Raw genomic sequence first — 17,972 nt, forward strand, 5'->3', positions numbered from 1 at the left:
CACCGACCCTCAGTTCCTGATGAGCAGATCGGCCACCAATGACTGCGACCAAGCCACCCGGGCGTAGTGCACTGCACAGCCACGGGGCCGGGCGGTACTCCGACCGGATTTTCACCGCGTTCCTGGCGCTTGCCGGCGCCAGTGTGCTGCTCGTGCTCGGTGCGATGCTGCTGCGCACTGTCTTCGACGCCTATCCGGTCTTCGTCTACCAGGGCTTCTTCGAGTTCGTCCTCGGGCCGGAGTGGCACGCTGGGTTCGCGCGTCACGAGTTCACCGGGACCTACGGTGCGATGCCGTTCATCCTCGGCACGTTGTACACCTCGGCGATCGCGGTCGCGATCGCACTTCCGCTGGCGATCTGCGTGTCACTGTTCATCACCTTCTACGCCAGCAGGAGGTTCCGCACCCTGCTGTCCTACAGCGTGGAGATCCTCGCTGCGGTGCCTTCGATCATCTTCGGCCTGTGGGGCCTGCTCTGGTTCGTGCCGAACGTGTTGCACCCGATCTCCCGGGCGATCAACACCACTCTCGGCTCGGTGTTCCCCTTCGTCGGTGGTTCGGTACCGAACACCAACTACTTCCACGCCGGGGTCGTGCTGGCGATCATGATCCTGCCGATCATCACCGCGATCACCCGCGAGGTGATGGCCGCCACCCCACCGGAGGAGGTCCATGCCGCCTACGGGCTCGGGGCGACCAAGAGCGAGGTGCTCGGAAGGATCGTGCTGCCCCGATCCTTCGGAGGCATCGTCGGAGCGACGATGCTGGGTCTGGGCCGCGCGCTGGGGGAGACGATCGCGGTTCTGATGCTCATCGGAGGTTCACAACAAGCCGGGTCCAGGCTGTTCTTTCCCGGGGACTCTCTTGCCGCCCACATCGCTGCGACGTTCCAGGATGCCTCACCCGAGACGCTGACGGCGCTCATGGGTATCGGCGTCGTGCTTTTCCTGTTGACCATGGTCGTGAACGTCATTGCACGCCTCATCGTGTGGCGATTCGCCCGGACCGCTTCTGCTGGAGATGCCCTGTGACGCACACCCTGACCCGTCCGAACGAGAAGTCCGGGCCCTCGGTGCCCGCCCCTCTCACTTCCCGGACCGGCAATGGCAGACGCCGCAAGCGTTTCGATGCGGCTACCCGGGTCGTGTTGACGTTCCTGATGGTGTTGGCCGCGATCCCACTGCTACTCATCATCATCGAGGTGGTTCGGATGGGCGCCGGGGTGATCTCCTGGGAGTTCTTCACCCGACGGGAGCACCCGCCGGCACGGGAGGGCGGCGGGTACGCCGCCGGCTTCATCGGCACTGGGATCATCATGCTGATGGCGATCGGCATCTCGGTACCGCTCGGCCTGGCCGCCGCGGTCTATCTGGTCGACTACGGCACCGGGTCGTTCACCACCCTGATCCGTTTCGTCACCGACGTCATGACAGGTATCCCGTCGGTGTTCATCGGGTTGGCCGTCTACGCGATCCTGGTGCTGGGTACCGGACAGGTGGTCGGCTTCGGGGCGTTCACCGGCGCGGTCGCGATCGCGATCGTGATGCTGCCCATCGTGGTGCGCTCCTGCGAGGAGGTGCTCAAGACCGTCTCAGCGGACATCCGCCGCGGATCCTTCGCGCTTGGTGCGCGCAAGTGGCAGACCACCACCCGCGTGGTCCTGCCGGCTGCCGCCCCGGGCCTGACCACCAGCGTGATGCTCGCCATCGCCCGCGGCGCGGGGGAGACCGCCCCTCTCATCCTGACCGCATTCGGCAACGTGAACATCGTCTACGCCGCCTACAACGTGGCGATCAGCGCCGTGCCGTTGCAGATCTACAACGGCGCCCGGCAACCGTTCGATCCGGGGATCGAACGGGCCTGGGGTGGGGCGCTGGCCCTGCTGGTGGTGGTCCTGGTGCTCACCGTCGTCGCCCGGTACGTCGGAGCACGCGCCTCGAAAGCCCACCGCGTGTGATGGTCGCTGCCCACGTTGCCCCGAACCCGGCGACCGACCGGGCTACCGAGGTGCGCTACCTGGAGGCCCTGCGCACCTGGCAGCGGCATGGGCAGGTCGACTCGGTGTCGTTCCTGGACCCCGGGCTCGACTGCGAGGCACCGATCATCAAGGAACTACGCGGAATCGGCCTCGCAGTCACGGTGCACACCGAACCCCACCGTGCCCTGCTCGCCTGCGGCCGTGAGCAACCCGACGTCCTGGTGCTCTCAACGGCCGTGCCCATGGCAGAGGCGATTGGTGCGGTGAGCGCGATCCGGGAGGAACTGGGCACACCGGTACTGCTCGCACTCGGGACGGATGGGACCGAGGCCGCCTCGCCCATCATCTTCGCCGGCGCCAGACCCATCCTGGAACACCCCTACCGGCTCGACTCGGTCCTGACCGCACTCGCCGCGATCGAGGGAACCACACCGACCACACGGACCCTCGAACTCGGCCCCCTGCGGCTCCACCCGGCCGCAGTCGAGGCCCAGGTGCACGACCGCGTGGTCCCCCTCAGCGTGAGGGAGTTCAGGCTGCTGTACGCACTCGCTCGCCGCGCCGATGAGGCGATCGGCACCGCCGACCTGATCAGCATCGTGGGGCCGGGTCGTGGCGGCGTCCCGGTGGCGCTCACCCCGATGGTGAAGCGACTGCGCGAGAAGCTGGTGCGCGCGGGTGTCGACCCGGTGGAGAACGTCCGAGGGGTCGGTTACCGACTGGCCGTAGCACGGCTGTGGTCTGCGCCCTGAACCGCTGGCCACCGGGTCAGGCGCAGGGCGGACGCTTCGGGTGCGATGTGGAGAGGGCGAGGAGGCCGGCATCGGCCACGACGGGAGGGTCGGTGTGGTGGAGCCCGGTTGAGCGGACTCGTACACTGGGGGCATGACCGAGCAGAATCCGCCGACGCAGCCACAGGAGACCGAACGCCTCTCCGGTGGCGCTACCTCGACCGACGTGCTGGAGCGCGAGGAGGTCCGGGACAAGACCGACGCCGGCGATTCCGAGCGCTACTCCCACTACGTACGGAAAGACAAGGTGACCGCCTCGGCCGTCTCCGGTGGGCCGGTCGTGGCGCTGTGCGGGAAGGTCTGGACCCCCAGCAGGGACCCGAAGAAGTACCCGATCTGCCCTGCGTGCAAGGAGATCTACGAGACGATGGGCGCCGGGGGCGACGGGGACGATTCGGGTTCGGGCAAGGGCCGGGGCTTCTTCGGCTTCGGCTCCAAGAAGTGACCGGCGGGCACCACCAGGCCGCCCCTCCTCACCACCCACAGCACGACGCAGGTCCAGTCCGTACCGGGACGGCCGACGTGCCGGGCTCGACGGCGGCCGCCTCCCACCTGCCCCCGGCCTACCCCGACCGCGCTGCGTGGGGGACAGCGGAGCGGCTGCGTGCGTGGCAGGCCGCGGCGCTGGATACCTACCTGCGCGATCAGCCCCGCGATTTCCTCGCCGTGGCCACGCCCGGGGCGGGTAAAACCACCTTCGCGCTGCGCGTGGCCACTGAGTTGCTGCAGCAGCGCGTGGTGCGCCGGATCGCGGTGGTCGCTCCCACCGAACACCTGAAGACCCAGTGGGCCGATGCTGCCAGGCGGGTCGGCATCGCCCTGGACCCCACCTTCCGCAACGCTCAGGGCCGCCACGGCGCCCAGTTCGACGGGGTTGCCCTGACCTACGCCCAGGTCGCCGCGAACGCCGCCCTGCACCGGGCCCGCACCGAGGCGGCGCCAACCCTGGTGATCCTCGATGAGGTCCACCACGGCGGGGACGCGTTGACCTGGGGCGATGCGATGCGGGAGGCGTTCGAGCCCGCCACCCGGCGCCTATCACTGACCGGCACCCCGTTCCGCTCCGACACCGCAGCCATCCCGTTCGTGGACTACGAACCCGGGCCTGAGGGCATTCGGCGCTCCCGGGCCGATCACACCTACGGCTACGGCGACGCGCTGCGCGACGGAGTGGTGCGCCCGGTGCTGTTCCTGTCCTACTCCGGGCAGATGCGCTGGCGCACCCGAACCGGAGAGGAAGTCAGCGCCCGGCTCGGGGAGGCCGCCACCAAGGACATCACCGCCCAGGCCTGGCGGACCGCTCTGGATGAGCACGGGGAATGGATCCCTGCGGTGCTGGCCGCTGCGGACCGGCGCCTGACCGAAGTGCGCCGGCACGTCCCGGACGCCGGCGGGCTGGTCATCGCCACCGACCAGACCAAGGCCCGCGCCTATGCGGAGCAGTTGCGCCAGATCGCTGGCGAGAAGCCGGTGGTGGTGCTCTCCGACGATGCCGGGGCATCGGGGCGGATCGAGGAGTACGCCGCCGGCGACCAGCGGTGGATGGTGGCGGTGCGGATGGTGTCCGAAGGGGTGGACGTGCCCCGCCTGGCCGTGGGAGTCTACGCCACTGCCACCGCGACCCCGCTGTTCTTCGCCCAGGCGGTGGGCCGCTTCGTGCGGGCCCGGCGGCGCGGGGAGACCGCTTCGATCTTCCTGCCCTCGGTCCCGGTGCTGCTGGCGTTGGCGGGTGAACTGGAGACCGAGCGCGACCATGCCCTGGACCGGCCGGTGGCCCAGGGTGAGGAGGTCTGGCTCGACGACGACGCGCTCGCCGGGGCCAACCGCGCCGAGCGGGCCTCCGATGAGCAGATGCTGCCCGGCTTCGCCGCCCTGGACGCCCAGGCCTCCTTCGACAAGGTGCTCTTCGACGGCGGTGAGTTCGGCACCGGCGGGGACCTGGGATCGGATGAGGAGCAGGACTTCCTCGGACTGCCGGGGCTGTTGGATGCCGATCAGGTGGCCACGTTGTTGCGCAGCCGCCAGGCCGAGCAGCTCGGCCGGCACAAGAACCCGCGCGCCGGCGCTTCGGCGACCGACGTGGTCGACCATCGGCGGCTGACCGAGTTGCGCAAGGAACTCAACGCGCTGGTCAGCGCCTGGGCGCGGCGCAGCGGCACTCCGCACGCAGTGGTGCACACCCGGCTGCGCGAGCACACCGGCGGCGGGGAGGTGGCCCGCGCCGGCGCCGAGCACCTGCAGGCACGCATCGCCAAGGTGCGCGCCTGGTTCATCGGCCGGCGCTGACCGGGTGCCGCGGCAACGGACGCACCCACGGCACCGTCTCGATCAGACCCGCGGATTCGGGCGGTCGGCCTGCCTGGCTTCCCTGGCCGAGGCAACGTCGTCGACGATCAGGGCGATGTGCTCCATGCTGGTGATCAACGAGCCGTAGACGGGCCAGTCGGACCCGGGCAGCTGCCCACCCTCGGTGAGCCGCCCGGCCAGTGCTCGGAGCCGGTCGTGCACCGGTTCCACCTGGGCGTCCGGATCCTGGATTGACCGGCCGGCATCACGAACGATCGCCACCCAGGCCTGCCGGAACACCTCATCCCAGCGGCTCTCCGCGATCGTGGCCTCACGCAGCGTCCGCGCCAGATGCCGCAGATGGGAGACTCCCTCACCGATCCGTTCCAGGAGCTCCTCGTACGAGGTCGGCTGCCCGGCTCGAGCCCGGTCCGTGCGCCGATCCCGCACCCGGGGCCGCGCCGGGGTCAGCAACCGCGGGTTGGCGCGCCGGCTCTCCCGAGCGAAGGACACCCACTGCGAGGCGTGCTCGACCTCGGCGGTGATCGAGACCGTCTCGCTGACCCAGGCGTCGGCGCGCGCGGTGTCCCAGGACGTCTCCAGCTCCTCGGCGATCTCGATGAGCACCTGGCCCATACGGCGGTTCACGCTGTCCACGTACCGTGCGGCCCGTCCTCCCCAGAGCGGTGGCACGAGCACCAGGTTCACCACCACGCCGACAGCCACCCCAAGGGCCACCTCGAGGAGACGATCGGCGAGCAGGGGAGCCTGCTCGCCGAAGCCACTACCGAGCACGAAGATGGCGGTGGTGGCGATGGCCACGCCCTCATCCCTGAGCCAGCGCAGACGGGCAGCCACAAGCCCCACCAACAGCGCCAGCCCGAAGGTCCAGAGCGTGACTCCGAGGTAGGCGCCGATCACGAACGACAACCCGATGCCGATCGCGGAGGCGACCATCGTCTGCAAGCCCCGGCTCAGGGACCGGTAGATGGTCGCGTGCACGGTGAGCAACGCGATCCACGGAGCCAGGAACGGGAGTTCGGTCTCGAAGACCGCCACGGCCAACCACCAGGCCGCTGTGGCCGCGATGGTGCTCTTGAGCACCTGGATCCCGGTAGTCACGAACTCCGGGGAGCGCACCCTGTTGACGATGCGGCGCCACACTCGACCCTTCACGGTCCCTCCTGTCTGCTGCTCGGGCCCTGCCCTCGCGCGCCCTGGGAGGCTTGTCCGCGCTCGAGGGTATGTCACCCACGGACGGGCCCGCGCGTCCAGACACGGTGCCCCATCGGACCGGAGGGGCGCTCAGAGCATCTGGTGCACCGTCTCCAGGGCCGGATCGCCGGCGGACAGCCGCCGGGCGTAGGGGGAGAGCTCGGCCCGTGAGGCTCGGTGTCGTTGCGCGGCGGCATGCACGCCGGAGGTGCCGGTGAAGGACCTGTCCACCTCGCCGTCGAGCACCAAGGGCACCTGCAGGACGCGAAGATCCTGACCGGCCGGGGCCCACTGCGCGCCGGCACCGGCCACCACGACCTCCTGTTCGGCCCGCCCGGCCGGGTCCAGGCGCCTGGCCGCGTTCTTGCGTCCGCCGACGCTGGTCTTGGCCGAGGAAGCCTTCTCCACCGACTCCATCTGGCCGCTCGCGCCCTCACGGGAGACCAATTTGTACACCATCCCGCAGGTGGGTGCGCCCGAGCCGGTCACCACCGAGGTGCCCACCCCGTAGGAATCGACCGGTGCTGCCGCCAGCGAGGCGATCGCGTGCTCATCCAGATCCGAGGACACCACGATCTTGGTACCGGGCGCACCGAGGGAGTCCAGTTGGTCCCGTACCTCCCGGGCCACCACGCCCAGATCGCCGGAGTCCAACCGCACCGCGTCCAACTCGGTGCCGGCCGCCTCGATCGCACGGCGCACGCCCTCGGCGATGTCATAGGTGTCCACCAGCAGGGTGGTGTGGGGGCCGTAGGCGGCGATCTGCGCCGCGAAGGCGGCCGGTTCGTCGTCGTGCAGCAGTGTGAAGGAGTGGGCGGCGGTGCCGATCGTCTCCAACCCGTACCGCCGTCCGGCCTCCAGGTTGGAAGTGCCGGTGAACCCGCCCACCACCGAGGCCCGTGCGGCCGCGACCGCGGCCTGTTCGTGTGCGCGCCGCGATCCCATCTCCAGGCACGGGCGTGAGCCGGCGGCCGAGGTCATCCGGGAGGCCGCAGAGGCCACAGCGGAGTCGTAGTTGAGCACCGACAACGCCAGGGTCTCCAGCAGTACCCCCTCGGCGAAGGTGGACTCCACCACCAGTACCGGGGAGCCGGGGAAGAAGACCTCGCCCTCCGCGTACCCGTAGATGCTCCCGGTGAAGCGGTAGTTCGCCAGGTAGTCCAACATCTGGGTGTTCGCGACCTTCTCGTCGCGCAGGTGCTGCAGTTCGGCGTCGGTGAACCGGAAATCGGCCAGCGCCTCCAGGAACCGTCCGGTACCGGCCAGGACCCCGTAGCGGCGCCCGGGGGGCAGCCGGCGGGTGAACACCTCGAACACGCAGCGGCGCTCCGCCGTCCCGCTCGCCAGGGCGGCCTGGACCATGGTGAGTTCGTACCGGTCGGTCAACAGGGCCGTGCTGGGCGCGTGCGGTTGCGTCATAGCGCCCGACCCTACTGACTTCACCGCAGCAGAGACAGCGGGTGCCTGCGTGGCCGGGCCGCCCCGGGCGGGCACCGGATGGGCTGCTCGGCACTCGGGGCCTACCCTGGTGGCATGACCGCTGCACCGGACACCGACACCCACACCGAGGTGGGCGCCGGCGCGCGCACGGAAGCGGACAAGGTCTGGCGCACCATCGTGTGGAACGACCCGGTGAACCTGATGAGCTACGTGGCCTACGTGTTCCGGTCCTACTTCGGCTATTCCGAGCAGAAGGCCACCGAGTTGATGCTCCAGGTCCACCACGAGGGCAAGGCGATCGTGGCCTCCGGGGCGCGGGAGAAGATGGAGGCGCACGTGCAGGCCATGCACTCCTACGGCCTGTGGGCGACGCTGGACCAGGAGGGGGCCTGATGCGCGCGTTCGTACGCCGTCGTGGCCGTTATGTGGCCGAACTCGACCCAACCGAACGCTCCATCCTGGCGGGGGTGATCGCCGACACCGCCACGCTGCTGGGCGATCCTCCCCGGGACCTGGCGCCCGGCGGCCCCGGGCAGGAGGTCGACGACGGGGCTCACCATGGCCCTGCCGGTCCCGATGCCGGTGCCGGACCGGGAACGGACGAGGGGTCCCACCCGGATTCCGCAGCGCTCTCCGGTGGTGGCGGGAGCCCGGCCGCGGACGGGCCGGAGGATGCCGGAGCCACGGGGAATGAGGACGACGCGGCCGAGGGTATGGAGGAGCAGTTGGCCCGGCTCGGCCAGGACGTGCCCGAGCCCGCCGACCCGGCCCTGGCCCGGCTGTTGCCCGCGGCCAGCCGTGACGATCCCGAACTGGCCGCAGAGTTCCGTCGCCTTACCCAGGATGAGTTGCGCAACGACAAGATCGCCCGGCTGCGGATGGTCTGGGCGGCGCTGCGCGCCCCGGGCACCAAACTCACCGTGGTGCCGGAGGAGGCGATGGACTGGGCGGCCGCGATGACCGATGTGCGCCTGGTGCTGTCCGAACGGCTGGGGATACGCTCCGACGCCGACGCCGAGGAGATCTACGCGCTGTCCAACACATCGGGTCGGCCCGGCAGCAGCGAGGAGGAGGATCTGCGGCTGGCGCTCGCGAGTGTGTACTCGGCTTTCACCTGGTTGCAGGAGTCCCTGGTCCAGGTGATGTTGCCTACACTCCAGGACTGACGCTCCTGCGACCCCGGTCGCCGGGCTAAGCTGGTGGCGATGAAGCAGGCACCGATCGGGATCTTCGACTCCGGCGTGGGCGGGCTGACCGTGGCCCGCGCCGTACTCGACCAGGTGCCGGGGGAGTCGGTGCGCTACGTCGGCGACACCGCCCACGGCCCCTATGGCCCGCTGCCGATTGCCCAGGTTCGTGCGCACGCGCTGCGGGTGATGGACGATCTGGTGGACTCCGGTGTGAAGATGCTGGTGATCGCCTGTAACTCCGCCTCCGCAGCAGTCTTGCGCGATGCCCGCGAGCGCTACACCGGCAGCCGTGGCATCCCCGTGGTGGAGGTGATCCAGCCGGCGGTGCGCCGGGCGGTGGCGATGACCCGCAACCACAAGGTGGGTGTGGTGGCCACGCAGGCGACGATCACGTCCCAGGCCTACGAGGACGCCTTCGCCGCAGCGACGCATCTGGACCTGGCCACGGCGGCGGCGCCTCGCTTCGTGGAGTTCGTCGAACGCGGGATCACCGCCGGCGGTGACGTGCTGGAGGCTGCGGCGGAGTACCTGGCCCCGTTGCGCCGTGCGCAGGTGGACACCCTGGTGCTGGGGTGTACCCACTATCCGTTGCTGACCGGGGTGCTCCAGTACGTGATGGGCGATGACGTGACCCTGGTCTCCTCCGCGGAGGAGACCGCCAAGGACGTCTATCGGGCGCTCCTGGCCCATGACCTGGTGCGTGATGACGGTGCCGCCCCGGTGCACAGGTTCCTCGCCACTGGGGACACCGATGCCTTCGATGACCTGGCCCACCGATTCCTGGGACCGGAGGTCGGCTCGCACAGCGCGGTCGAGATCACCGGTGAGATCCCGAGGATCACCGCCGCCGCGGGCCCGGGAGCGGGACCGGTGCCCGGGGTACGGACACGAGGGGGAAGTGGGGCACGGGGATGAAACTGACGGTCGTGGGCAGTTCCGGGTCGATCTCCGGGCCGGAGTCGGCGGCCTCGTGCTACCTGCTGCAGGCCCACGACGGCGACCGCACCTGGCAGGTGCTGCTGGACCTGGGGCCCGGAGCGGTGGGGCAGGCGATGCGCTACGTGGACCCCGCGCAGGTGGACGCGGTGCTGGTCTCGCACCTGCATGCCGACCACATCGCCGACCTGGCCGGGCTGGAGGTACTGATCCGCTACGGGCCGGGCGCCCCGCGCCCCCCGGTGCCGGTCTATGGCCCGGTAGGTACCCGCGCTCGGATCGTCCAGTTGTGCGGGGAGTCCGGCGATCCCGATCACGCCTTCACCGTCACCACCTGGCAGCCCGGCACACCGGTGCACGTGGGTCCGTTCGTGATCGAACCCTTCGAGGTGGAGCATCCCGTCCCCGCCTACGCCATGCGGATCACCGGACCGTCCGCTGAGAGCGCTGGGACCCGGGTGCTCACCTACACCGGGGACACCGACCATTGCGCCGGCGTGACCCTGGCGGCCCGCGACGCCCACGTGCTGCTGTCCGAGGCCGCCTTCCAGGAGGAGCGCGACCAGGTGCGCGGGATCCACCTGACCGGCCTGCGCGCCGGGCAGCTGGCCACCGCGGCGCGCGCCGGGCGCCTGATACTCACCCACATCCCGCCCTGGACGTGCGCCGCCACCGTACGCACCGAGGCGACCGGCACCTACGCCGGCCCGATCGAGGTCGCCGAACCCGGTGCTACCTGGCTGATCTGACCGGCGTATCGGCGCTCTGGCGGGGTGGGGCGGTGATGACCTGTGCGTTCCTGACCGGTCGGGGTGATCGGCGTCACGCGTTCTGGGTGATTTCCATGCCATTGGGTAACCGTTCACGAGACGGCGTACAAGGAAGGCCCAAGAACTCGTTACGCTTTCGATCATGTCGATCAGACCCGAGACACCAGCCACGGACGTCACCACGCAGGCTCAGGACGCTGAGAGCGCGTCCACGCCGGCCGAGCACCTGGCGTCGGGCTCCCGGACCGGAGCGGCGCTGGAGGTGCCCGAGGCGCTGCGAAACGACGTACGGATGCTGGGCGGCATGCTCGGCACCGTGCTGGCCGAATCCGGTGGGCAGGACCTGCTCGATGACGTCGAGCGGCTGCGTGAACTGACCATCACCGCCTACTCCGAACCCGGCTCGGACGCCTTCACCCAGGCTGAGGAACTGGTCGACTCCTTCACGCTGGAGCGGGCTGAGGACGTGGCCCGGGCGTTCAGCGCTTACTTCCACCTGGTGAACCTGGCCGAGGAGTTCCACCGGGTCCGGGTGCTGCGCGAACGCGACCAGGTGGGCGGCTCGCCCACGGCCAGCGGCCGTCCGCCGGAGGACTCCATGGCCCAAGCGCTGGAGTTCCTCACCGACCAGGTGGGCCGGGAGGAGGCCTTCGCACGGGTCCAGGCGCTGGAGTTCCGCCCGGTGCTGACCGCCCACCCCACCGAGGCCCGGCGGCGCGCCGTGTCCTCGTGCATCCGGCGGATCAGCGAACTCGTCGGGCAGTGGGATGACCAGCGGCTGAGTGCCCGCGAACGCGGGGACGTGCAGCGCGCGCTGCTCTCGGAGGTGGACACCCTGTGGCGCACCTCCCCGCTGCGGGCGGACAAGCCCACCCCGCTGGATGAGGTCCGCACCGCGATGGGTGTGTTCGACCAGACCCTGTTCAGCGTGCTGCCGCAGATGTACCGGCGCCTGGACGACCTGCTCGACGGGGACCACGCGGTGAGCCGTGAACCTCGATCGCGCGCGTTCGTGCGACTGGGTTCCTGGATCGGGGCGGACCGGGACGGTAACCCCAACGTCACCTCCGGCATCACCCGAGCCGCCGCCGCGATCGCCAACGAGCACGTGCTGCTCGGGTTGGAGCGGGTGGCGCACCGGATCGGACGCGGTCTGACCCTGGACTCCCACACCACCCCGACCACCGCGGAGTTGGAAGCGCTGTGGAACCGTCAGCGCCGCCTCGCCGCGGAACTGACCTCCGACATCGCAACCCGGTCCCCGGACGAGCCCTACCGCCGGGTGGTGCTGATGATCGCCGAGCGCATCGCGGCCACCCGGCAGCGTGACGCCGACCTGGCCTACGGCGACGCCGATGAGTTGCTCGCCGACCTCGAGGTGGTGCAGACCTCCCTGGCCCAGGTGGGAGAGAAGCGCAAGGCCTACGGCGACATCCAGGAACTGATCTGGCAGGTGCAGACCTTCGGGTTCCACCTGGCCGAACTGGAGGTCCGCCAGCACGCCAAGGTGCACTCGGCGACCCTGGCCCAGATCGACGCCGGTGCGGAACTCAGCGAGATGAGCGAGGAGGTGCTGGAGACCTTCCGCTCCATCGGGGCGATCCAGGACCGCTACGGGGAGTTGGCCGCCCGGCGCTACATCGTCTCCTTCACTACCTCGGCCACCGACCTGGCGAACGTGTTCCGGCTGGCCGTGGCCGCACTGGGCTCGGAGCAGGAGGCGCCGGTGTTGGACGTGATCCCCCTGTTCGAGACGCACCAGGATCTGAAGAACAGCACCGAGGTGCTGGACGAGATGATCGAGCTGCCCCAGGTGCGCGCCCGCCTGGAGGCCACCGGTAGACGCTTGGAGGTCATGCTCGGATACTCGGACTCCTCCAAGGACGTCGGCCCGGTCGCGGCCACCCTGGCGCTGTATGACGCGCAGTCGAGGATCACCCTGTGGGCCAAGGACAACGACATCACCCTCACCCTGTTCCACGGTCGTGGGGGCGCCCTGGGCCGCGGTGGCGGACCGGCCAACCGGGCCCTGATGTCCCAGCCGCCCGGGTCGGTGGACGGCCGGTTCAAGCTCACCGAGCAGGGCGAGGTGATCTTCGCCCGCTACGGGGACCCGGTGATCGCGGCCCGGCACATCGAACAGGTGGCGGCGGCCACGCTGCTGGCCTCCACCCCGCACATCGAGCATCGCAACGCCACCGCGGCCGAGGACTTCGCCGACGTGGCCGCCACCATGGACCGGGTGTCCCGGGACCGGTTCTTCCAGCTGGTGCACGCCGAAGGATTCCCGGGCTGGTTCGCCGAGGTGACCCCGCAGGAGGAGGTCGGCTGGCTGGCACTGGGTTCGCGCCCGGCCCGGCGCGGCCTCAGCGTGGAGTCGCTGGAGGACTTGCGCGCAATCCCGTGGGTGTTCGCCTGGACCCAGGCCCGGATCAACCTGACCGGCTGGTTCGGGCTCGGCTCGGCGCTGGCCGCGGTGGGGGACCTGCAGCGGCTGCGGGAGGCCTACCGGCGCTGGCCGCTGTTCACCACCATGATCGACAACGTGGAGATGTCCCTGGCCAAGACCGACGAGCGGATCGCCCTGCGCTACTTGGATCTGGGCGACCGGGAGGACCTGAGCGAGTTGGTGATGGAGGAGATGGTCCTGACCCGCCAGTGGGTGGTGGACATCACCGAACAGGACCGGTTGCTGGCCGGCCACAGCGTGCTGGGCCGGGCGGTGCAGTTGCGCAGCCCCTACGTCGACGCGCTCTCGCTGATCCAACTCCGTGCGTTGCGGGCGCTACGCGCCGATGAGGGCGAGGACGTCGACGACCAACTGCGCCGGGTCATGTTGTTGTCGGTGAACGGAGTGGCCGCAGGCCTGCAGAACACCGGCTGAGCGACCGCCGAGGCCGAGCGTGCCCGCCGAGGCCGAGCCCTGCGGGTATCGCCCTGAGCGCGCAGGCTCGGTCTCGAGACCCGCAGCACGGCTCGTCATGCCGGGAGCGTGCTGCTGCCGTTGCCGGTAGTGGTGGGCCGGATCACCGTGATCCCCGGGGCTGGGTCCCGGTCCATCCGTGCCAGCGCCCGGGGAGCCTCGTCCAGCGTGATCTGGCGGGTGACCAGGTCCGCCGGGCGCAACGTCCCGGCGACAACCAGGTCCAGCATCGGCCGGTACTGGGCGGCGGCCATTCCGTGGGAACCCAGGAACGCCAGTTCCTGCGCGATGATCGCGCCCACCGGAAGCGATGGTTCCTCAGCGAACAGACCGATCTGCACGTGCCGTCCGCGGGGAGCCAGACTGAGCAGTGCAGCACGGGTGGTCTCGGCCCTGCCCAGGGCTTCCAGGCTCACCTGGACCGGACCGAATTGGCGCACCTGGCTGGCGAGGCTCTGCGGGTCGGCGGTTCCGGCCAGTACCGTGTGCGCCGCTCCGGCCGCCCTGGCCAGCTCCAGTGCTGCCGGCGCCCGGTCCACCGCGATCACCTCGGCACCCAGGGCCGCGCCGATCAGCACCGCCGACAATCCCACCCCTCCGGTGCCGATCACCACCAGTCGCTCTCCGGGCCGAACCTGGGCACGGTGGTGCAGGCCGGCGAAGGCGGTGGCGAACCGGCAGCCCAATCCCACCAGCGCGAGCGGGTCCAGGCGCTCAGGGACGACGACGGCGTTGAAGTCGGCGTGCCGCACCTGCACCTGCTCGGCGAAGGATCCCCAGTGGGTGAAACCGGGCTGGGTCTGGTCCGGGCACACCTGCGCGTGGCCATCGGCGCACTGGCGGCACACTCCGCACCCGCACACGAACGGGGTGATGATCCGTTGACCCACCTGCACCGACGCGACCGCGGCGCCGGCAGCGACCACACGCCCGACGAACTCGTGCCCGGGCACGTGCGGCACCGTGATGTCGCGGTCGTGACCGGCCCAGCCGTGCCAGTCGCTGCGGCACAATCCGGTGGCCTCCACCGAGACCACCACGGCATCGGGCTCCGGCTCGAGGTCCGGAACCTCCCGGACGGCGGGCATCTGGCCGAAGGCCTGGTAGACAACAGCGCGCATGGTCCACAGTGTGGGCCATCCGGAGTCCGTTGTGGACCGGGCACCGCCGAAGGTGCTTTAGGGTCGGTAACCATGACAGTCCAGCGCGCCGAAGGTCGATCCACCACCGAGTTGCGGCCGGTGCGGTTCACCCGGGGCTGGTCGGACCAGGCCGAGGGCTCGGTCCTGGTCCAGTTCGGCGGCACCAGGGTGTTGTGCACCGCCTCCTTCACCGAGGGTGTGCCCCGGTGGCGCCGGGGGTCGGGCAAGGGCTGGGTGACCGCGGAGTACGCGATGCTGCCGCGATCGACGAACACCCGCTCGGACCGGGAGTCGGTCCGGGGCAAGATCGGGGGCCGCACCCACGAGATCTCCCGCCTGATCGGACGCTCCCTGCGCGCCATCATCGACACCGGCGCGCTCGGGGAGAACACCATCGTACTGGACTGTGACGTGTTGCAGGCCGACGGAGGTACCCGGACCGCAGCGATCACCGGCGCCTACGTGGCATTGGCCGACGCGGTCACCTGGGGCAAGCAGAACAAGGCGATCTCCACCAAGGCGACGGTGTTGACCGACTCGGTCTGTGCCGTCAGCGTGGGTCTGGTCGACGGAGTGGCGATGCTGGACCTGGACTACCCCGAGGACGTGCGGGCGGACACCGACATGAACGTGGTGGTGACCGGCTCCGGCGGGTTCGTCGAGGTGCAGGGCACCGCGGAGCGGGAGCCGTTCAGCCGTACCCAACTCGAGGAACTACTGGACCTGGCCGCCCTCGGCTGTGCCGACCTGACCGACCGCCAGAACCAGGCGCTGGCCGCTGACGTGGCCGCTCGATCGATCCCGGGCGTCCTGGACCGGTGAGCCGGCCGCGCGTGGTGATGGCCACGCACAACCAGCACAAGATCGGCGAACTCCGGCAGATCCTGTCCGGGCTGCTCGAGGCCGGTGAGGTGATCGGGGCCGGTGAGGCAGGGGCTCCGGACGTGGCCGAGACCGGGGTCACCTTCGCCCAGAACGCACTTCTCAAGGCCCGGGCCGTCGCCGCGCACACCGGCCTGATCGCGGTGGCGGACGACTCGGGCCTGGCCGTGGACATCCTCGGCGGGGCTCCGGGGATCTTCTCCGCGCGCTGGGCCGGTCGCCACGGTGACGACACCGCGAACCTGACCCTGCTGCTGGAGCAACTGGCCGACATCTCCCCGGAGCACCGCCGCGCCCGGTTCGTCTGCGCCGCGGCCCTGGCCACCCCCGACGGCACCGAAGTGGTCGAGCACGGCTACCTGCCCGGGGTCCTACTCACCGAACCGCGGGGCAGCGGAGGGTTCGGATACGACCCGATCCTGGTCCCGGACGGGCAGCACCGCTCCTGTGCCGAACTGAGCCCGGCGGAGAAGAACGCGATCTCCCACCGGGGGCAGGCCTTCCGGGCCCTGGCCACCCACCTGGGCCCGCTGCTGGGCTGAGCCCTCCAGCGACGCGGGGCTGAGCCCGCCCGCACTGCCCGGGCCGCCGGGCCGGGGCGGGCCTCAGACGATCCGGCCCGCGTGGGACAGTGCCTGACGGACCAGCGCCCCGTGCCCGTCGACCATCTCCGCCTGGATACCGGGATTGAGCGCCTCCTCCGGACTGAGCCAGGTGATGTCGAGCACGTCCTGCTGGGGCGCGCAGTCGCCGTCGACCGGCACGATGTAAGCCAGCGATACGGCGTGCTGGCGCGGGTCGTGGTACGGCGTGATCCCCGGGGTTGGGAAGTACTCGGCGACGGTGAAGGGCACCAGGGTCACCGGGAGCCGGGGCAGCGCCATCGGCCCCAGATCCTTGTCCAGGTGTCGCGACAGCGCATCGCGCAGCCGCTCGTGATACATCACCCGCCCCGAGACCAGTGATCGCTGGATGGTTTCATCGCGCGGGGTTCGCAGGAGCAGCGCGATCTGCTGGATGGTGCCGTCGGCGTCCACCCGCACCGGCACGGCGTCGACGTACACGATCGGCAACCGACGCCTGATCCGCGCCAGTTCATCGGGAGCGAACCAGGTGTTGATGTCATCCGATGCGATCTCGCTCATCACGTCCTCCGCCTTGGGCGTCTGCTGCGTACTTGTGCTGCGACCACGCTAGCGCCCCGACGGCCAACTGGTGGACGCCGGTTCCGTATCGGTCGGCACAGGTGTGAGAATCCAGATGTGCACGAATCTCAGTCCCCCGGGGCGGGGTGGCAGGCCGAATCCATCGGGCTCGGTGGGGCAGCCGGGCACCCCGACCCCCACGAACCGCTGGTCGAGCGGGCCGAGATCATCCGGGCCGCCATCGCCCTGGCCATCTACGCTGCCGCTTTCGGGTTGTCCTTCGGTGCCGTATCGGTGGCTTCGGGACTGAGCGTGGCGCAGACGATGCTGTTGTCCGCGTTGCTGTTCTCCGGGGCTTCCCAGTTCGCCTTCGTCGGTGTGGTGGCCTCCGGTTCTCCGTTCGCAGCAATCCCGGCGGCCCTGTTGCTCGGGGTGCGCAACACCTTCTACGGCGTCACGATCGCCCAGGTCCTGCGTCCACAGGGGTGGCGCCGGTTCCTGTCCGGGCACCTGTCGATCGACGAGACCGCCGCGATGACGATCGCCCAGCGCAGCCCACGGGCCAAACGGTTCGCCTTCTGGGCCAGTGGCGTGGCGATGTTCCTGCTGTGGAACGCCGGCAGTGCTGCGGGGGCACTGCTGGGCAGCGTGCTGGACACCGCCACCTTCGGTCTGGACGCCGCGGCCCCGGCGGCCTTCCTGGCGCTGCTGTGGCCTGCGCTGCGAACCGCGCGGGCGCGTTGGGTCGCGGCCGGATCGGTGGCGCTGGCCCTGGTCCTGATCCCCTGGGTGCCACCGGGGGTGCCGGTGCTCGCCGCGGTTGCCATCGCAGTGCTGGCCGGCTTGGCTGAGGTGCGCAAGGACAAGGCACACCCTGGTGGGGGCGCCGCTGCAGGGGGCTCAGGGGTGAAGACCGAGGGAGGCCGGCGATGAGCGCATTGTGGATCGCGACGATCGTGGCCGCGGTGGGGTGCTACCTGTTGAAACTGGCCGGGACCGCGATGCCGGAGACGGTGCTGGAGCACCCGCTGGTGCAGGCGATCTCACGGTATCTGCCGGTGGCGATGCTCTCGGCCCTGATCGTCACCGAACTCGCCGCCGGGGACCGATCCTTCGACGTGGACTGGCGGGTGCTCGCCGGTGTGGGCGCCGCCATGATCGCACTGTTGCTGCGGTTCGGGTTCCTGGTGGCCTTCGCGGTGGCGATCATCGTCACCGCGCTGTTGCGCCTGGTCACCTGAGGGGCCGAGTTGCGCGTCCACCCGATGGGCTTA

The 17,972-nt window shown here is 70.2% G+C and carries 18 protein-coding genes; 14 read left to right on the forward strand and 4 right to left on the reverse strand.

The genetic code is table 11. The annotated features are described in order from the left end of the window. Positions 1 to 38 precede the first annotated feature (38 nt). The 5 genes from pstC to ACO0LU_RS12365 all read left to right on the forward strand — a co-directional run bounded on the left by pstC (position 39) and on the right by ACO0LU_RS12365 (position 5,055). Positions 39 to 1,031: a phosphate ABC transporter permease subunit PstC gene (gene pstC, locus ACO0LU_RS12345; protein ID WP_424791658.1), complete on the forward strand. Its 993-nt coding sequence runs from the start codon at positions 39 to 41 to the stop codon at positions 1,029 to 1,031. Further along, positions 1,028 to 1,957: a phosphate ABC transporter permease PstA gene (pstA, locus tag ACO0LU_RS12350; RefSeq protein ID WP_424791659.1), complete on the forward strand. Its 930-nt coding sequence runs from the start codon at positions 1,028 to 1,030 to the stop codon at positions 1,955 to 1,957. The genes pstC and pstA overlap by 4 nt, the downstream gene beginning before the upstream one ends. Continuing rightward, on the forward strand, positions 1,957 to 2,730 hold the full coding sequence (locus ACO0LU_RS12355; RefSeq protein ID WP_424791660.1) for a winged helix-turn-helix domain-containing protein: 774 nt from the start codon (positions 1,957 to 1,959) through the stop codon (positions 2,728 to 2,730). Before pstA ends, ACO0LU_RS12355 begins: the two co-directional genes overlap by 1 nt. A gap of 133 nt (positions 2,731 to 2,863) precedes the next feature. Then, positions 2,864 to 3,214, forward strand: coding sequence for a DUF3039 domain-containing protein (locus tag ACO0LU_RS12360; RefSeq protein ID WP_424791661.1), 351 nt, complete (start codon positions 2,864 to 2,866; stop codon positions 3,212 to 3,214). Positions 3,215 to 3,291: 77 nt separating this feature from the next. Continuing rightward, positions 3,292 to 5,055 carry a DEAD/DEAH box helicase gene (locus ACO0LU_RS12365; RefSeq protein ID WP_424791662.1) on the forward strand — a complete coding sequence of 588 codons (1,764 nt, stop codon included), beginning with the start codon at positions 3,292 to 3,294 and terminating at the stop codon, positions 5,053 to 5,055. A 42-nt stretch (positions 5,056 to 5,097) separates the two neighbouring features. On the opposite strand, the gene ACO0LU_RS12370 is transcribed toward ACO0LU_RS12365, so the two are convergent. Together ACO0LU_RS12370 and ACO0LU_RS12375 are read right to left on the reverse strand one after the other, a co-directional pair. Next, on the reverse strand, positions 5,098 to 6,231 hold the full coding sequence (locus ACO0LU_RS12370) for an FUSC family protein (protein WP_424791663.1): 1,134 nt from the start codon (positions 6,229 to 6,231) through the stop codon (positions 5,098 to 5,100). A 129-nt stretch (positions 6,232 to 6,360) separates the two neighbouring features. Continuing rightward, a complete protein-coding gene (locus ACO0LU_RS12375) occupies positions 6,361 to 7,689 on the reverse strand; it encodes a nicotinate phosphoribosyltransferase (protein WP_424791664.1) in 1,329 nt (442 codons plus the stop codon). Between the two features lie 114 nt (positions 7,690 to 7,803). Here ACO0LU_RS12375 and clpS point away from each other — a divergent pair, with 114 nt between their 5' ends. The 5 genes from clpS (at position 7,804) to ACO0LU_RS12400 (ending at position 13,490) form a co-directional block, all read left to right on the forward strand. Further along, positions 7,804 to 8,103 (forward strand): ATP-dependent Clp protease adapter ClpS, encoded by a 300-nt coding sequence (clpS, locus tag ACO0LU_RS12380; protein ID WP_424791665.1) that lies wholly within the window; start codon positions 7,804 to 7,806, stop codon positions 8,101 to 8,103. Beyond that, on the forward strand, positions 8,103 to 8,876 hold the full coding sequence (locus ACO0LU_RS12385; RefSeq protein WP_424791666.1) for a DUF2017 domain-containing protein: 774 nt from the start codon (positions 8,103 to 8,105) through the stop codon (positions 8,874 to 8,876). The genes clpS and ACO0LU_RS12385 overlap by 1 nt, the downstream gene beginning before the upstream one ends. Positions 8,877 to 8,915: 39 nt before the next feature. Continuing rightward, positions 8,916 to 9,815 carry a glutamate racemase gene (gene murI, locus ACO0LU_RS12390; RefSeq protein WP_424791667.1) on the forward strand — a complete coding sequence of 300 codons (900 nt, stop codon included), beginning with the start codon at positions 8,916 to 8,918 and terminating at the stop codon, positions 9,813 to 9,815. Next, a complete protein-coding gene (locus ACO0LU_RS12395) occupies positions 9,812 to 10,585 on the forward strand; it encodes an MBL fold metallo-hydrolase (protein WP_424791668.1) in 774 nt (257 codons plus the stop codon). The genes murI and ACO0LU_RS12395 overlap by 4 nt, the downstream gene beginning before the upstream one ends. Before the next feature lie 163 nt (positions 10,586 to 10,748). Next, a complete protein-coding gene (locus ACO0LU_RS12400) occupies positions 10,749 to 13,490 on the forward strand; it encodes a phosphoenolpyruvate carboxylase (protein ID WP_424791669.1) in 2,742 nt (913 codons plus the stop codon). 95 nt (positions 13,491 to 13,585) lie between these two features. Here the strand turns inward: ACO0LU_RS12400 and ACO0LU_RS12405 are convergent, their stop codons facing one another. Continuing rightward, positions 13,586 to 14,650, reverse strand: a complete 1,065-nt coding sequence (locus ACO0LU_RS12405) for an alcohol dehydrogenase catalytic domain-containing protein (RefSeq protein ID WP_424791670.1) — start codon at positions 14,648 to 14,650, stop codon at positions 13,586 to 13,588. Positions 14,651 to 14,722: 72 nt separating this feature from the next. Here ACO0LU_RS12405 and rph point away from each other — a divergent pair, with 72 nt between their 5' ends. After that, positions 14,723 to 15,493 carry a ribonuclease PH gene (gene rph / locus ACO0LU_RS12410; protein WP_424791671.1) on the forward strand — a complete coding sequence of 257 codons (771 nt, stop codon included), beginning with the start codon at positions 14,723 to 14,725 and terminating at the stop codon, positions 15,491 to 15,493. A 17-nt stretch (positions 15,494 to 15,510) separates the two neighbouring features. Next, the gene (rdgB, locus tag ACO0LU_RS12415) at positions 15,511 to 16,095 is read left to right on the forward strand and encodes an RdgB/HAM1 family non-canonical purine NTP pyrophosphatase (RefSeq protein WP_424791848.1); all 585 of its coding nucleotides are present in this window, start codon (positions 15,511 to 15,513) and stop codon (positions 16,093 to 16,095) included. 63 nt (positions 16,096 to 16,158) lie between these two features. On the opposite strand, the gene ACO0LU_RS12420 is transcribed toward rdgB, so the two are convergent. Then, on the reverse strand, positions 16,159 to 16,698 hold the full coding sequence (locus ACO0LU_RS12420; protein WP_424791672.1) for an NUDIX hydrolase family protein: 540 nt from the start codon (positions 16,696 to 16,698) through the stop codon (positions 16,159 to 16,161). Positions 16,699 to 16,815: 117 nt separating this feature from the next. On the opposite strand from ACO0LU_RS12420, the gene ACO0LU_RS12425 reads away from it, so the two are divergent. Together ACO0LU_RS12425 and ACO0LU_RS12430 are read left to right on the forward strand one after the other, a co-directional pair. Beyond that, a complete protein-coding gene (locus tag ACO0LU_RS12425) occupies positions 16,816 to 17,631 on the forward strand; it encodes an AzlC family ABC transporter permease (RefSeq protein ID WP_424791673.1) in 816 nt (271 codons plus the stop codon). After that, positions 17,628 to 17,939 carry an AzlD domain-containing protein gene (locus tag ACO0LU_RS12430; RefSeq protein ID WP_424788233.1) on the forward strand — a complete coding sequence of 104 codons (312 nt, stop codon included), beginning with the start codon at positions 17,628 to 17,630 and terminating at the stop codon, positions 17,937 to 17,939. Before ACO0LU_RS12425 ends, ACO0LU_RS12430 begins: the two co-directional genes overlap by 4 nt. Positions 17,940 to 17,972 lie beyond the last annotated feature (33 nt).

The organism is Pseudactinotalea sp. Z1748, from assembly GCF_049725185.1.
Taxonomy (GTDB): Bacteria; Actinomycetota; Actinomycetes; order Actinomycetales; family Beutenbergiaceae; genus CALKWS01.

Bases quoted from the DNA above. Each gene is read 5' to 3' on its own strand.
- pstC (WP_424791658.1), top strand. From the start codon at position 39: ATGACTGCGACCAAGCCACCCGGGCGTAGTGCACTGCACAGCCACGGG.
- ACO0LU_RS12355 (WP_424791660.1), top strand. From the start codon at position 1,957: ATGGTCGCTGCCCACGTTGCCCCGAACCCGGCGACCGACCGGGCTACC.
- ACO0LU_RS12360 (WP_424791661.1), top strand. From the start codon at position 2,864: ATGACCGAGCAGAATCCGCCGACGCAGCCACAGGAGACCGAACGCCTC.
- ACO0LU_RS12375 (WP_424791664.1), bottom strand. From the start codon at position 7,689: ATGACGCAACCGCACGCGCCCAGCACGGCCCTGTTGACCGACCGGTAC.
- clpS (WP_424791665.1), top strand. From the start codon at position 7,804: ATGACCGCTGCACCGGACACCGACACCCACACCGAGGTGGGCGCCGGC.
- ACO0LU_RS12385 (WP_424791666.1), top strand. From the start codon at position 8,103: ATGCGCGCGTTCGTACGCCGTCGTGGCCGTTATGTGGCCGAACTCGAC.
- murI (WP_424791667.1), top strand. From the start codon at position 8,916: ATGAAGCAGGCACCGATCGGGATCTTCGACTCCGGCGTGGGCGGGCTG.
- ACO0LU_RS12395 (WP_424791668.1), top strand. From the start codon at position 9,812: ATGAAACTGACGGTCGTGGGCAGTTCCGGGTCGATCTCCGGGCCGGAG.
- ACO0LU_RS12400 (WP_424791669.1), top strand. From the start codon at position 10,749: ATGTCGATCAGACCCGAGACACCAGCCACGGACGTCACCACGCAGGCT.
- ACO0LU_RS12405 (WP_424791670.1), bottom strand. From the start codon at position 14,650: ATGCGCGCTGTTGTCTACCAGGCCTTCGGCCAGATGCCCGCCGTCCGG.
- rph (WP_424791671.1), top strand. From the start codon at position 14,723: ATGACAGTCCAGCGCGCCGAAGGTCGATCCACCACCGAGTTGCGGCCG.
- rdgB (WP_424791848.1), top strand. From the start codon at position 15,511: ATGGCCACGCACAACCAGCACAAGATCGGCGAACTCCGGCAGATCCTG.
- ACO0LU_RS12420 (WP_424791672.1), bottom strand. From the start codon at position 16,698: ATGAGCGAGATCGCATCGGATGACATCAACACCTGGTTCGCTCCCGAT.
- ACO0LU_RS12430 (WP_424788233.1), top strand. From the start codon at position 17,628: ATGAGCGCATTGTGGATCGCGACGATCGTGGCCGCGGTGGGGTGCTAC.